Here is a 14,282-nt window from a genome sequence, read left to right on the forward strand (position 1 = left end):
GTCCGGTGTCGAGCGGTCCGGGGCCGGCCCGCCCCGTGCGAGGTGCCCTCAGGCGAGGTGACCGAGGCCGCGCCCCTCGAGGGAGTCGACGACCCCCTTGACGCCCTGGGCCCGCTCGCGGGTCGTCACGAGCAGCGCGTCACCGGTGTCGACGACGACGACGCCGGGCACCCCGAGCAGGGCCACCGTGCGACCGGGCGCGTGGACGAAGGCGCCCTCGGCGTCCTCGGCGACGATGCGGGTCCCCGGCGCTGCGGCCACCCCGCGGTCGTCGGGGACGAGGACCGAGGCCAGCGAGTCGGCGTCCCCGACGTCGGTCCACCCGAGGTCGGCGGGCACCACGGCGACGCGGCCCTCCGCGGCGAGCGGCTCGGCCAGGGCGTGGTCGATGGCGATGCGGGTGAGGGTCGGCCAGGTCTCGTCGAGCACGGCGTCGCGCTCGGGGGTGTCCCAGGCCCGGCCGACGGCACCGAGCCCGGTCGCGAGCTCGGGGTGCAGCTCCGCGAGCGCGTCGAGGAGGTCCCCGGCGAGGGCGACGAACATGCCCGCGTTCCACAGGTGCGCGCCGCCGTGGACGTAGGTGCGTGCGGTGGCGGCATCGGGCTTCTCGACGAAGCTGTCGACGCGGCGGGCGTCGGGGGCGTGCTCCTCCCCCAGCGGCTCGCCCACGGCGATGTAGCCGAACCCGGTGGCGGGGTGGGTCGGCGTGAGGCCGACGGTGACGAGGGAGACGTCGCCGCGCCGCGCGGCCACGGCCGCCTGGGCGACCGCGGAGACGAAAGCCGCCTCGTCGGTGACGAGGTGGTCCGCGGCGAAGGAGCCGATCACCGCGTCGGGTCCGTGCCGTTCCGCGAGGATCGCGGCGGCGAGGCCGATCGCGGCCATCGAGTCCCGCGGGCTGGGCTCGGCGACGACCTCGGCGCGGTCCCCCACCTGCTCGGCCACGGCCTCCGCGTGGGCGACGCCGGTGACGATCGTCGTCGTCGCCGCCAGCGGTGCGAGGCGGCCGACCGTGGCCTCGAGGAGCGAGCGCCCGGACCCGGTGAGGTCGAGGAGGAACTTCGGGCGGTCGCGGCGCGAGAGCGGCCACAGGCGCGTGCCCGCCCCGCCGGCCGGGACGATCGCGTGGATCACCGGAACGCCGTCCGGCTCGACCGGGACGCTCACCGTTCGTCCTTCGGCCCGTACTTCTCGTAGACCTTGCGCGTGTCGGCGTCGAGCTCCCGGCGGGCCTCCGCGGCCTTCTCCTCGAGCCTGCGCACGCGGCGCTCGCGGAACGACCCGAGGAAGCCGCCCGGGTTCGACCCCATCTCCTCGGCGATCCGCTCCTCGCGCTCGCGGGCCGCGACGGCGTCGGGATTGAGCGACGGGTCGACGTCGATGACGCCCGTGATCTGCTGGTGCGGCCAGTCCTTGGTCTCCGGGACGGACTCGGTGATGTAGTTCGGCCGCTCGGTGAAGTGGACCTCCTCGGGAGCCTCGGCGAGCTGCGGCAGCGGCGGGTTCGCGATGAAGGCGCTGACGTAGAGCATGAGGCGGGCGAGCAGATTGACCCAGAGCAGCAGGGTGGCGATCGCGGCGAAACCGGCGAGGAGCGGGTTGTCGACGGCCCCGACCGCGCTGGTGCCGAGCGCACGCAGGACACCCGATCCGACGGCGCCGATCGCGGCGCCCGCCAGGAGGTCCTTCCGCGGCGGCTTCACGGACGCCGTGAAGGAGATGAGCATGACGAAGACGAGCGCGTCGATGACGAACGAGGCCGCGATCGTCCCGATGCGCAGCAGCCACTGGCCGGTCTGTCCCTCGATGCCGATGAGGTCGAGCACCGTCGAGCCGATCGTGTTGACCATGATCGACGCGATCGCGGTGGTGAGCACCGCGAGCGCGAGGACGACGAACCCGGCGATGGGGCGCGCGAGCCGGCCGACGACGAAGTTCTCGGGCGGCGCGTTGATGCCGAACATCGCCTGGATGGCGAGCCGGAGGTTGTTCATCACCGAGCTCGCGGTCCAGACCAGGACGGCGAGGGCGATGATCGACGCCGGGTTGAGCGCCGTGGACACGACGAGCTGGTCGGGACTGACGAGGCCGCCGTTGGTGCCGTCGTCGATGATGCCGGGCATCGCGTCGTTGACGGCGTCGATGACGGTCTGGCGCAGCTCGTCGTTGCCGCCCATGATGCGGCTGAAGATCGTCCAGCCGATGGCGAGCGCGGCGAAGATCGAGAACAGGGCCGAGTACGCGATGCCGCCCGCGAGCATGGCGCCGCGCGCCGTCCCGTAGCGCTGGTTCGCCCGCCACAGCCGGGAGCTCTGCACCCACTCCCAGGCCGCGAGCGCGCGGTCCTTCAGGGTCGGTGCCCCGTCGGCGGGCCGGGGGTCGTCGGCCTCGGTCACCCTCGTCGTCTCGGTCACACCCTGCAGGTTATCGACCTCGCGCGCGTTCGTCGCACGCTCACGGACCGGTCGGGCGAGGGCGACGACGACGACGAGCGGGGCGCGGTCGGGCCACGCCCGTCGAGAGTACGGGTGGGCGAGCCCGGTCAGGCGTAGGTGACCACCAGCGGGGCGTGGTCGGACCAGCGCGTGTCCCAGCTCGGGGCGCGGTCGACCTGCGACTCCTGGGCACGCCCGGCGAACCCGGGGGTGACGAGCTGGTAGTCGATCCGCCAGCCGGCGTCGTTGTCGAACGCCTTGCCGCGGTTCGACCACCACGTGTACGGGCCCTGGACGTCACCGGAGAGCTGCCGGTGGACGTCGACGAGCCCGAGCTCGTCGATCCAGGTGTCGACGAACGCGATCTCGTCGTCGAGCACGCCGGAGGTCTTGTTGTGGTTGCCCTTCCAGTTCTTGATGTCCTGCTCGGTGCGGACGATGTTGAGGTCGCCGGCCAGCAGGACCTCGCGCTCGCCTGCGGCGTGCTGCTCGGTGAGCTCGGACAGCCGGGCCGTGGTGCGGCGCAGGTGGGCGTACTTGTTGTCCATCTTCTGCTGGTCGGTGACCGTGCCCGAGTGGATGTACGCGGAGACCAGCGTGAGCGGGACGTCGAGGCCGGGGACGACGACGTCGGCCTCGACCCACCGCCCCGTGTCGACCGGGGCCTCCTTCTCGGTCCCCAGGCCGATGCGCACCGCCGTGACGTCGAGCGTCGTGGCGATGGCGACGCCCGCCCGGCCCTTGAGGTCGCTGGCCTGCTGGACCACGGTCCACCCGTCCCCGAGGAGACCGGAGAGCGTGGCCTCGTCGGCGCGGACCTCCTGGAGGAGCGCGACCTCGGGGGCGGCCTCCGCGAGCCACTCCCCCATGCCCTTGCGGTAGGCGGCCCGGACCCCGTTGACGTTGACGGTTGCGATCTTCACCCCGCCATCGTGCCAGGCCCTGCCGAGGGCCGGGAACGTGCCGACGCTCGACGGGCGCGGATACGACTCCGCTCCCGCCTAGCCTGGGAACGTGCTGGAGTCCTTCGCCGAGCTGCAGGAACGGCTCACCGACCCTGTCCGGCCTCGCGCGTGCGCCCTGGCCACCGTCGTGGCCACGACCGGATCCGTGCCGCGTCCCGTCGGCACGTCGATGCTCGTCGACGCGGGTGGGACCGTGCGAGGCTCGCTCACGGGCGGCTGTGTCGAGGGTGCGGTGCTCGAGGCCTGCCAGGACGCGCTGGCGACCGGCCGCGCGGCGGTGCACCGGTTCGGCTACAGCGACGACGACGCTCTGGCCGTCGGCCTCATGTGCGGCGGCAGCGTCCACGTGCTGGTCCAGCCGTTCTTCCCCGCGGACCACGCCGTGCCCGTGCAGACCCGGGAGCCGGTCGCGATGGTCGCCGTGCTGCCGGGAGCCGCCGGTCCCGGCGGGTCCGGCACGTCGGGCGGGCGGGGCGGACGCCCGTCCTCGGTCCCGGGCGCCGTGGTGCTCCTCGACCAGGACGAGGCCGCTGTGCGGTCGGCGCTCGCTCCGATGGTCCCCGGTCCTGCGCTCGAGCAGGCGACGGCGCAGGTGGGCGAGATGGTGCGCTCGGGCCGGACGGGCCGCGTGCGCTGCGCGCCGCCGGGCGGATCGCCGGGCCACGAGCAGGAGGAGCCGCTGGAGCTCGTGTGGAGTCCCGCACGCGGCCCGTGCACCTGGTCGTGGCGGGTGCCAACGCCTTCAGCCACGCGCTCGTCGAGGCCGCGCGCCCGCTCGGCCACCGGATCACCGTCTGCGACCCTCGTCCCGCCTTCACCGACCCGGACGGCTTCCCGGGCGCCGAGGTGGTGCGCGACTGGCCGCACCTGTACCTGGAGAAGGCGGCGCGGTCGGGCGACCTCGACTCGCGCAGCCTCGTCTGCGTGCTCACGCACGACCCCAAGGTCGACCTCCCGGCGATCGCCCGGGCGCTCGACCTCGGCGTCGCCTATGTCGGAGCGATGGGCTCGCGGCCGGCCGACCGCGACCGGCGGGCGGCGCTCCGCGCGCAGGGCGTCGGCGAGGCCGCGCTCGCGCGGCTGCACTCCCCCATCGGGCTCGACCTCGGAGCCGTCACGCCGGCCGAGGTGGCCGTCGCGATCCTCGCCGAGATGCTCGGCGTCCGTGCCGGGACCCGTCGGATCGCACCGCTCAGCGCCGGCGACGGTCCGCTGCACCCGGCGTCGGGGACGGCGCGCGAAGCGCTGACCGGGCGGTCCTGACCGAGACTGTCAGCCGCGCAGGAAGGCGTCCCCGAAGAGCGGCAGGTCGCGCACGCGCACACCGGTGGCGTGGTAGGCGGCGTTGGCGATCGCGGCCGGGGAGCCGACGATGCCGATCTCGCCGATCCCGCGCGCGCCCAGCGGTCCCGAGGCGGGGTCCTCCTCGTCGAGCCAGGTGACGTCGATCTCGGGGATGTCGGCGCTCACCGGCACGTGGTACTCGGCGAGGTCGTGGTTGACGACGTGGCCGAACCGAGGGTCGAGCTCGCTCTTCTCGAGGAGGGCCATGCCCGCGCCCATCGTCATGCCGCCGATGAGCTGCGACCGCGCCGTGCGGGGGTTGACGATCCGGCCGGCGGAGAAGACGCCCAGCATGCGGTCGAGCCGGATCTCGCCCGTGGACTCGTTGATCCGTACCTGGGCGAAGTGCGCCCCGAACGAGTTGAGCGACAGCTCCTTCGACGCCGGGTTGGGGTCGGCCGTCCCCTCCGCCTCGGCCCCGGCGGCGGGGTCGGCGCCGTGCTCGTCGTGGAAGTTCTCCGCGGCCGTCAGGACGGCGGCGCTCCAGCTGGACAGCCCGCTCGAGCCGCCCGCCACGGTGGCGTTCGGCAGGTCCGTGTCGCCGATCCGCAGGTCGATCTGGGACAGCGGCACGCGCAGCGCGTCCGCAGCGACCTGGCTCAGCGTGGTCCAGGTTCCGGTGCCGAGGTCCGCCGCGCCGATGTCGACGCGGTAGCCGCCGTCCGTGCGACGGATGCGCGCGACCGAGCCGGGCTGCCGGAACGAGGGGTAGAGCGCCGAGGCGACCCCCGTGCCGATCAGCCAGCCGTCCTCGGGTCGCGAGCGCGGGGCCGGATCGCGGTCGGCCCAGCCGAAGCGCTCGGCGCCGACGTGCAGGCACTCGATGAGCCGGCGCCGGTTGAACGGCAAGCCGGTGTCGGGGTCGGCGTCCGGCTCGTTGCGCTCGCGAAGGACGATCGGGTCCACGCCGCAGCGGGCGGCGAGCTCGTCCATCGCGATCTCGAGCGCCACCATGCCGGGCGCCTCGCCGGGGGCGCGCATCCACGACGGCACGGGGACGTCGAGGGGCACCACGCGCTGGGTGATCCGCCTGTGTCGTCCGGCATACATCATGCGCGCCGGCTTGGCGGCCAGCTCCGTGAACTCCTTGGTGCGCGAGGACATCGCGACCGCGTCGAACCCGAACGCGGTGAGCGTGCCGTCGGCGCGGGCGCCGAGCCGCACGTGCTGACGCGTCGGCGCCCGGTAGCCGGTGAGCGCGAACATCTGCTGCCGGGAGACGGCGTACTTCACCGCGCGCCCGGGCACGCCGCGCGCGGCCAGCGCCGCGAGCACGGCGTCGGCGTGCGGCAGTCCCTTGGAGCCGAAGCCGCCGCCGATGTGCGGGGCCACGATCCGCAGCTGCTCCGGCTCGATCCCGAGGACGGGGGCGAGCGCCTCCCGTGCCGGGTGCGCGCCCTGCGTCGACATCCACAGGGTGAGCCGGTCGCCGTCCCAGCGCGCGACGGTGGTGTGCGGCTCCATCGGGTTGTTGTGCTCCATCGGCGTCGCGTAGCTCTCGTCGACGACGACCTCCGCGTCGGCCAGGGCCGCGTCCAGGTCGCCGTCGTCGACGTCGTCCGCGCCGCCTTCCGGCTCGCGCAGCGACGGATGGTCGGCGCGGAAGTCGGCGTCGTGCTCCTGGTGCTCGTAGCGGATCTCGACAAGGCCGGCGGCGTGCCGCGCGACCTCCGGCGTCGTGGCGACCACGGCGCCCAGGTACTGGCCACGGAATCCGATCTCGGCGCTCTGCAGGACGGCGAGCTCGCCGTCGGAGGTGTCGCCGAGCGCCGGCGCGTCCCGGTAGGTGAGGACGTGCACGACCCCGTCGACGGACCCGGCGGCGGCGGTGTCGATGCCGGCCGCGCGGCCGCGGGCCACGGTGGCCTGCAGCGGGTAGAGGTACAGCGCGGTGCCGACCTCGTGCTCGTAGGCGTAGGGCACGCGGCCGCGGACCTTGTCGGCGCCCTCGAGGCGTGCCGGGTCGGTGCCGATCGCGGAGGCGGCGAGGAGCTCACTCATCGTCGCTCACCTCGATGCCGGTGAGCTCGGCGAGCACGGCGACGAGGGTGCCGCGCGCCATGGGGACCTTGAACGCGTTGCCCTCCAACGTCCTCGCCGCCTCGAGCTCGGCGTCGGCGGCGCGGCGGAACACCTCGCGCGTGGGCTCGGCGCCGCGCAGCACCTCCTCGGCCGGCCGCGCCCGCCACGGCTTGTGGGCAACGCCGCCGAGCGCGATCCGTGCGTCCCGGATCCTCGGCGTAGGGCCGGTCTCGTCGAGGTCGACGACCGCGGCGACGGAGACGAGCGCGAAGGCGTAGGAGGCGCGGTCGCGGACCTTCCGGTAGGTGGAGCGGGACGACGGCGTCGGCGGGGGCAGCTCCACCGACGTGATCAGCTCGCCGTGGGCGAGGACCGTGTCCGTCTCGGGCCGGTCGCCCGGGAGCCGGTGGAGCTCGACGACCGGGAGGCGGCGTTCACCGTCGGGCCCGAGGACGACGACCGTGGCGTCGAGTGCGGCCAGGGCGACGGCCATGTCGGAGGGGTGGGTGGCGACGCAGTGCTCGGACGCGCCGAGGACGGCGTGGTACCGGGTGTAGCCACCGATCGCCGAGCAGCCGGACCCGGGCTCGCGCTTGTTGCACGGCGTGCTGACGTCCTGGAAGTACACGCAGCGGGTCCGCTGCAGCAGGTTCCCGCCGGTGGTCGCCGCGTTGCGCAGCTGCCCGGAGGCACCAGAGAGCAGGGCGCGCGAGAGCACCGGGTAGTTCCGGCGGATGCGGGGGTGCGCGGCGAGGTCGCTGTTGCGCACCATCGCCCCGATCCGCACGCCGCCGTCGTCCAGGTCCTCGACCTCTGCCAGGTCGAGCCGGTTGATGTCGACCAGCAGGTCCGGCTCGCGCACGCCGAGCTTGAGGTGGTCGACGAGGTTCGTGCCGCCCGCGAGGAAGGCGGCGTCCGGGCGGTCCGCGACGGCGGCGACCGCGCCCTGCGGGTCGGCGGCCCGCTCGTAGTCGAAGGGTCTCATCGCTGCTCCTCCGCCACCTGCCGGACGGCCGCCACGATGTTGACGTAGGCGCCGCAGCGGCACAGGTTGCCGCTCATCCGCTCACGGATCTCCGCGTCGGACAGCTCCGTCGGTCCCTCGAGGTCGTCGCTCGCGGCGCTCGGTGCGCCGTCGGCCGCCTCCCGCAGCATGCCGGCGGCCGAGCAGACCTGTCCCGGCGTGCAGTAGCCGCACTGGAACGCGTCCTGCTCGAGGAAGGCCCTGTGCAGGGCGGCGGGTGCGTCGCCCTCGGCGAGACCGTCCGACGTGGTGACCTCGGCCCCGTCGTGGACGAGGGCGAGCGCGAGGCAGGAGTTGAGGCGGCGGCCGTCGACGAGGACGGTGCACGCCCCGCACTGGCCGTGGTCGCAGCCCTTCTTCGGCGACATCACGCCCAGCCGGTCCCGAAGGGCATCGAGCAGGGTGGTGCGCGGGTCGACGGCCACGGTGCGTTCCTCGCCGTCGACGACGAGTTCCAGCTGGTGATCCACAGGTACCTCCGCGGGATCGTGGGCGGCGTCGCTCGACGCTAGACCCGCGTCCGAGGGTCGGCAACCGCGGACCGACCACCCGGGGCCGGTCGGGGCCGGGTCGGAGCCGGGTCGACTTATGCGGCCGTACCGGTGGCGGTCGCCCGCTCCGCCGCCTCGACCGCGTTGCGGAACAGCAGCGCGATCGTCGTCGGTCCCACCCCGCCGATCCGCGGCGTGATGGCCCCGGCGACCTCGGCGCACGACTCGTCGACGTCGGGCAGGAGCTTCCGCCCCTCGTAGCGCACGCCACCGCCGACGACCGTGACGCCCGGCGAGAGGTGCTCGGGCCGGAGGATGCCGGGCACGCCCGCGGCGGCGATGACGACCTCCGCGCGGCGCGTGTACCGCTCCCAGTCCGGCACGCCGGTGTGGACGACCGTGACGGCGGCGTTCGCCGTCGCCCGCTTCTGCGACAGCAGCAGCGCGAGCGGCCGGCCGAGGGTGGTGCCGCGGCCGAGGATGACGACCTCGCGCCCCGAGATCGGGATGTCGTGGAACGCGAGCAGCGCCTCGATGCCCGCAGGCGTGCACGGGACGGGGCCGGGCATGCCCAGTGCGAGCCGCCCCATGTTGACCGGGTGCAGGCCGTCGACGTCCTTGTCCGGGTCGAGCGCGAGGAGCGCGGCGTCGAAGTCGATCTGCGGTGGCGTGGGGTGCTGGAGGAGCACGCCGTGGACGTCCGCCGCGTCGTTCATCTCGGACACGGCGGCGAGCACGTCGGCCTGGGTGGCGTCGTCGGGCAGGTGGATGTGGGGCGAGGTGAAGCCGAGCTCGGCGGCCTTCGCCTGCTTCATCCGGATGTACCCGGCCGAGGCGGAGTCGGAGCCGACGAGGATCGTGCCCAGGCCCGGCGTCGTGCCGCCCTCGACGAGGCGGGCGGCGCGCTCGCGGACGTCCGCGAGGACCGACTCGGCGACCGGGCCGCCGGGGAGCAGCCGGGCGGTCACTGGGCGAGGCCCTCGTAGAGCGGGAACTGGGCGGTGAGGGCGTCGACGCGGGCGTGCAGGGCCTCGACGTCGGCGCTCTGACCGTCCCGCAGGGCGATGGCGATGATGTCGGCGACCTCCCGGAACTCGGTCTCCCCGAACCCGCGGGTGGCGAGCGCGGGGGTGCCGATTCGCAGGCCGGACGTCACGCGCGGGGGACGCGGGTCGAACGGGACGGAGTTGCGGTTGACCGTGATGCCGGCCGCGTGCAGGAGGTCCTCGGCCTGCTGGCCGTCGAGCGCGTGGTTGCGCAGGTCGACGAGCACGAGGTGGACGTCCGTGCCTCCGGTGACGAGCGAGACGCCGGTCGAGGCGACGTCCTCCGCGAGGAGGCGCTCGGCGAGGATCTGCGCGCCCTGGACCGTGCGGCGCTGGCGGTCCTTGAACTCGTCGCCGTGGGCGAGCTTGAGGGCCACGGCCTTGGCCGCGACGACGTGCATGAGCGGTCCGCCCTGCTGGCCGGGGAACACGGCCGAGTTGAGCTTCTTGCCGAGCGGCTCGGGGTCCTTCGCGAGGATCATGCCGGAGCGGGGACCGCCGATCGTCTTGTGGATCGTCGTGGACACCACGTCGGAGTGCGGGACCGGGTTCGGGTGGAGGCCCGCGGCGACGAGCCCCGCGAAGTGCGCCATGTCGGTCCACAGGTAGGCGCCGACCTCGTCCGCGATCTCGCGGAAGGCGGCGAAGTCGAGCTGGCGGGGGTAGGCGGACCAGCCGGCCACGATGACCTTGGGCCGGGTGGCGAGGGCGGTCTCGCGGACGGCGTCCATCTCGATCCGGTGGGTCTGCTCGTCCACGCCGTACGCGGAGACGTCGTAGAGCTTGCCGGAGAAGTTGATCCGCATCCCGTGCGTGAGGTGACCGCCGTGGGCGAGGTCGAGGCCCAGCAGCGGGTCGCCCGGGGTGAGCAGCGCGTGGAGGACGGCCGCGTTGGCCTGGGCCCCGGAGTGCGGCTGGACGTTGGCCCAACCGGCGCCGAAGAGCGACTTCGCGCGGTCGATCGCGAGGTTCTCCGCGATGTCGACCTGCTCGCAGCCGCCGTAGTAGCGGCGCCCCGGGTAGCCCTCGGCGTACTTGTTCGTCAGGACGGAGCCGGCGGCCTGGAGGACGGCGCGCGGGACGAAGTTCTCCGACGCGATCATCTCGAGGGTCTCGCGCTGGCGGGTGAGCTCGCCCTCGAGGACCGCGGCGATCTCCGGGTCCACCTCCGCGAGCGGGGCGTCGAGCGAACGGGCGGTGGGGCTGGTCTCGGTGGTCATCTCTCTCCTCGGTCGGTCACGCCACGGCGTGAGCTCTCACGACTGTGGTGACCTCGACCCAGGCGGACGGCCGAAGACTTCTCCCCGTGGCGGACCACGGTCGCGTCGCTCCCCGGTGGTCGATCCACCTCTCGCCAGTCACGACGTGGTCAGCCTACCGGCCCGCGGGAGCCTCCGCCGTCCGGCTACTCGGCGCTGCGCGCGGCGTCGGCGCTCGCCCCGACCGGGTCCCCCTCGCCGAGGATGCGGCGCAGGTAGGCGTACGTGAGGTCGCCGGTGTGCTGGTCGAACTGGTGCTCGAAACCGTTCTTCTGGTACATCGCGAGGTTCTGCACCGAGTCCTGGCCGGTGGAGATCCAGACCTCCGCGGTCTCCTCGGGCAGGTACTCGAGGACCGACATGAGCAGCTCGGTGCCGATGCCCTGGTTCTGGAGGTCGGGGACGACGGCGAGGCGGCTGAGGGTCGCCCGGTCCCCGCCGAGCTCGACCCGGACGGAGCCGACGAGCCGGTGGCCGAGCCAGCCGCCGATCGTCACGACGTCGGCGCGCGCCAGGTCGGCGCGCAGCTCGGTGAGCGACTGCGTGAGGGCCGGCAGGTGCGGGTCCTGGTAGATCTGGGCCTCCGTGACGAACGCGGCACGACGGACCGTCATCAGCTCGCCAGCGTGCTCGTCGTCGACCACGTCGATGGTTACGTCCATGTCGGTAGTCTTCCATCCCCGACGCCCCCGCGTCGGACCTCGGCGCGCGGAGTGGTCACCTCGGCGGCGGCCCGACGCGGACGACTAGGGTGCCGCCGGTGAACCCCACAGTCGTCGACCCGCAGCATCTCGTCCTCGCCCTGTCCTGCCCGGACCGGCCCGGCATCGTGCACGCCGTCTCCGGCCTGCTCTCCGAGCACGGCGGCAACATCACGGAGTCCCAGCAGTACGGCGACCCCGAGACCGGCCTGTTCTTCATGCGGGTCCAGGTCCGCACGGAGCACGACGTCGACGACGTGCGGGCCGCCGTGGAGGGGCTCGCCGAGCGGTTCGACATGACGTACACGCTCGACGTCGTCGGACGCCCGCTGCGCACGATCGTGCTGGTCTCCAAGGAGGCGCACTGCCTCACCGACCTGCTGTTCCGGCAGCGCTCGGACCGCCTCCAGGTCGACGTCGCGGCCGTGGTGTCCAACCACCCCGACCTCGAGCCCCTCGCGCGGTTCTACGACGTCCCGTTCCTGCACGTGCCGGTGACGAAGGAGACCAAGCCGGAGGCCGAGGCGCGGCTGATGACGCTGGTGGACGAGCTCGGCATCGAGCTCGTGGTCCTCGCCCGGTACATGCAGATCCTCTCCGACGACCTGTGCCGCAAGCTCGCCGGGCGGGCCATCAACATCCACCACTCGTTCCTGCCGAGCTTCAAGGGCGCGCGCCCCTACGCCCAGGCGCACGCGCGAGGCGTCAAGCTCATCGGGGCGAGCGCGCACTACGTGACGGCGGACCTCGACGAGGGGCCGATCATCGAGCAGGACGTCGAACGGGTGACCCACGCCGACGAGGTCGCCGAGCTCGTGGCGCGCGGGCAGGACGTCGAGCGGCGCGTGCTGGCCCGGGCGGTGCGCTGGCACGCCGAGCACCGGGTGCTCCTCAACGGTCACCGGACCGTCGTCCTCCCCTGACGACTGCGGGGACTTTCCGTCACGAGGGTGGGGGTCCCTCGGCGGGTGAGCGGCTGTCCGTCTGACGAGTGAGCGCTCACCCCGCCCACGACGACGAAGCGGGCCCCGCACCCATCAGGGTGCGGGGCCCGCTCACGCGTGACCGTCAGGTCGGATCAGCGGCGGATACCCAGGGTGTCCGCGCCGTCGCCGTTCCAGTCGCCGACGAACACCTCGTCGCCCGAGCGGCCGTAGTGGACCTCGCGGTCCGCCCAACCACCGGTGAGGGTGTTGGACATCAGGTACAGGTTCCCGCGACGCGAGGCGAACGTGTCGCTGCCGTCCCCGTCCCAGTCACCCACGAGCACCTGGTCGGCCGCGCGCCCGTAGGTGAACTCCGCGTCCGCCCAACCACTGGCCAGGCTGTTGGACACGAAGTACCGGGCCCCACGACGCACCGCGAACGTGTCCGTCCCGTCGCCGTCGTAGTCACCGACCAGGACCTGGTCGTTCGCGCGGCCGTAGTCCAGCTCGGTCTCCGCGTCCCCACCGGTGTGGCGGTTGGTGAGGAAGTAGCTGTTCCCGCGTCGGACGGCGAAGGTGTCCACGCCGTCGCCGTTCCAGTCACCCACGAGCACGGTGTCCCCGGAGCGGCCGAACGTCAGCTCGATGTCCGCGTTGCCCCCGTAGAGGGAGTTGGACAGGAAGTAGGCGTTCCCGCGGCGGACCGCGAGCGTGTCGGACCCGTCGCCGTCCCAGTCACCGACCAGGACCTCGTCGCCGGGGCGCCCGAAGGAGAACTCGTGGTCGGCCCAGATGTCCCAGCCGTCGTTGAGGTAGAACCCACGACCCGGCGTCGGCGGGACCGGCTCCGGCTCGGGCTCCGGCTCGACGGGCGTCTCGGTGAGGTCGAAGCCGCCGGCGAAGCGCGCCGGGATGCCGGCGCTGAGCACGGCCTCCCGGGTCTCCTCGGCGTCGAACTCGAAGCCCTCGGGCACCGCGACGACCTGGACGGTCCAGGTCACGAGCTCGAGGCCGTCGACACGCAGGGTGCCCTCGGCGTCGCTCGTGTCCTGCTCGGAGCCCTCGACGACGTCGAGCGTGTCGCCGTTCGACCCGGTGAAGCGGTAGGTCACGCCGGCGACCGGCTCCTCGTCCGGACCGGTCGCGTAGACGCTCACGCGGCCGTTGCCCGGGAGGACGAACTCGCCCAGGTCCTGCTCGTCCCCGGTGATGGTGACCGAGAAGGGCTCGGACGCGCGCCAGGGGCTGGCCACGCCGATGTTCTCCACCGTGTACTCACCAGCCGGCAGGCCCATCACCGAGAAGGCACCGTTCGCCTCGTCCGAGTCGGACAGGTTGGCGATGTCAGTGTTCCGCGCGTCGTTGTCCGCGACGACGAAGACGTTGTCCTCGGCGTCGGTGAACTGCCACGTGGTGTTGCTGATCGCGTAGTCGGACGAGTCGGCCACCGTGAAGGAGACCGGGCCGGGGATCTCGGCGAGGACCCAGCCACCCGCGAACCGGGAGGACGTCCCTGCGTCGATCGTTGTCGTGAGGGCCTCGGCCGCCTCGACGTCGTAACCCTCGGCCTCGATGATCTCGACCGTGTACTCACCCAGCTCGAGACCACCGGCACGCACCGTGCCGGCCGCCGGAGCAAGGTCAGCCTCGGACCCGTCGACAACGTCGACGCTCGTGCCGTCGGCGTGCGTGAACCGAACCGTCACGCCCTCGATCGGAGCGTCGTCCTCGTCGGTCACCCAGGCCGCGATGCGGCCGTTGCCCGGCAGGACCAACTCGCCGAGGTCCTGCTCGTCCCCGGTGATGGTGACCGAGAAGGGCTCGGACGCGCGCCAGGGGCTGGCCACGCCGATGTTCTCCACCGTGTACTCACCAGCCGGCAGGCCCATCACCGAGAAGGCACCGTTCGCCTCGTCCGAGTCGGACAGGTTGGCGATGTCAGTGTTCCGCGCGTCGTTGTCCGCGACGACGAAGACGTTGTCCTCGGCGTCGGTGAACTGCCACGTGGTGTTGCTGATCGCGTAGTCGGACGAGTCGGCCACCGTGAAGGAGACCGGGCCGGGGATCTC

General features: G+C 73.2%; 12 protein-coding genes, 1 pseudogene and 1 riboswitch. Of the genes and pseudogenes, 3 read left to right on the forward strand and 10 right to left on the reverse strand.

What is annotated here, in order from left to right; genetic code table 11:
• Window positions 1-48: 48 nt before the first annotated feature.
• From ACZLMO_RS11460 to ACZLMO_RS11470, 3 genes are all read right to left on the reverse strand, one after another.
• The gene (locus tag ACZLMO_RS11460) at window positions 49-1,167 is read right to left on the reverse strand and encodes a mannose-1-phosphate guanylyltransferase (RefSeq protein ID WP_425715439.1); all 1,119 of its coding nucleotides are present in this window, start codon (window positions 1,165-1,167) and stop codon (window positions 49-51) included.
• Entirely contained in the window at window positions 1,164-2,414 is a 1,251-nt protein-coding gene (locus ACZLMO_RS11465; RefSeq protein WP_425715438.1) for a YihY/virulence factor BrkB family protein, read from the reverse strand. Before ACZLMO_RS11465 ends, ACZLMO_RS11460 begins: the two co-directional genes overlap by 4 nt.
• A 128-nt stretch (window positions 2,415-2,542) precedes the next feature.
• Window positions 2,543-3,358, reverse strand: coding sequence for an exodeoxyribonuclease III (locus tag ACZLMO_RS11470; protein ID WP_425715437.1), 816 nt, complete (start codon window positions 3,356-3,358; stop codon window positions 2,543-2,545).
• Between the two features lie 187 nt (window positions 3,359-3,545).
• On the opposite strand from ACZLMO_RS11470, the pseudogene ACZLMO_RS11475 reads away from it, so the two are divergent.
• Together ACZLMO_RS11475 and ACZLMO_RS11480 are read left to right on the forward strand one after the other, a co-directional pair.
• Window positions 3,546-3,632 (forward strand): annotated as a pseudogene (locus ACZLMO_RS11475) (XdhC family protein); the annotation flags it as partial.
• A 458-nt stretch (window positions 3,633-4,090) separates the two neighbouring features.
• Entirely contained in the window at window positions 4,091-4,663 is a 573-nt protein-coding gene (locus ACZLMO_RS11480) for an XdhC family protein (protein WP_425715436.1), read from the forward strand.
• A gap of 9 nt (window positions 4,664-4,672) precedes the next feature.
• Here the strand turns inward: ACZLMO_RS11480 and ACZLMO_RS11485 are convergent, their stop codons facing one another.
• The 6 genes from ACZLMO_RS11485 to ACZLMO_RS11510 form a co-directional block, all read right to left on the reverse strand.
• Window positions 4,673-6,745: a xanthine dehydrogenase family protein molybdopterin-binding subunit gene (locus tag ACZLMO_RS11485; RefSeq protein WP_425715435.1), complete on the reverse strand. Its 2,073-nt coding sequence runs from the start codon at window positions 6,743-6,745 to the stop codon at window positions 4,673-4,675.
• Window positions 6,738-7,751: an FAD binding domain-containing protein gene (locus ACZLMO_RS11490; protein WP_425715434.1), complete on the reverse strand. Its 1,014-nt coding sequence runs from the start codon at window positions 7,749-7,751 to the stop codon at window positions 6,738-6,740. Before ACZLMO_RS11490 ends, ACZLMO_RS11485 begins: the two co-directional genes overlap by 8 nt.
• Window positions 7,748-8,260: a (2Fe-2S)-binding protein gene (locus ACZLMO_RS11495; RefSeq protein WP_425715433.1), complete on the reverse strand. Its 513-nt coding sequence runs from the start codon at window positions 8,258-8,260 to the stop codon at window positions 7,748-7,750. Before ACZLMO_RS11495 ends, ACZLMO_RS11490 begins: the two co-directional genes overlap by 4 nt.
• Before the next feature lie 116 nt (window positions 8,261-8,376).
• Entirely contained in the window at window positions 8,377-9,249 is an 873-nt protein-coding gene (locus ACZLMO_RS11500) for a bifunctional 5,10-methylenetetrahydrofolate dehydrogenase/5,10-methenyltetrahydrofolate cyclohydrolase (RefSeq protein ID WP_425715432.1), read from the reverse strand.
• Complete coding sequence (gene glyA / locus ACZLMO_RS11505) at window positions 9,246-10,547, reverse strand: serine hydroxymethyltransferase (protein WP_425715431.1); 1,302 nt, start codon at window positions 10,545-10,547, stop codon at window positions 9,246-9,248. The genes ACZLMO_RS11500 and glyA overlap by 4 nt, the downstream gene beginning before the upstream one ends.
• Before the next feature lie 49 nt (window positions 10,548-10,596).
• Window positions 10,597-10,699, reverse strand: a riboswitch (ZMP/ZTP riboswitch).
• A gap of 33 nt (window positions 10,700-10,732) precedes the next feature.
• Window positions 10,733-11,248 (reverse strand): GNAT family N-acetyltransferase, encoded by a 516-nt coding sequence (locus tag ACZLMO_RS11510; RefSeq protein WP_425715430.1) that lies wholly within the window; start codon window positions 11,246-11,248, stop codon window positions 10,733-10,735.
• A gap of 98 nt (window positions 11,249-11,346) precedes the next feature.
• Between ACZLMO_RS11510 and purU the strand changes: the two genes are divergently transcribed.
• Window positions 11,347-12,210: a formyltetrahydrofolate deformylase gene (purU, locus tag ACZLMO_RS11515; RefSeq protein ID WP_425715429.1), complete on the forward strand. Its 864-nt coding sequence runs from the start codon at window positions 11,347-11,349 to the stop codon at window positions 12,208-12,210.
• A gap of 155 nt (window positions 12,211-12,365) precedes the next feature.
• Here purU and ACZLMO_RS11520 read toward each other — a convergent pair.
• The coding region (locus ACZLMO_RS11520) for an MSCRAMM family protein (RefSeq protein WP_463653817.1) at window positions 12,366-14,282 on the reverse strand (1,917 nt) is incomplete at its 5' end.

Source organism: Georgenia sp. G2120, assembly GCF_055326485.1.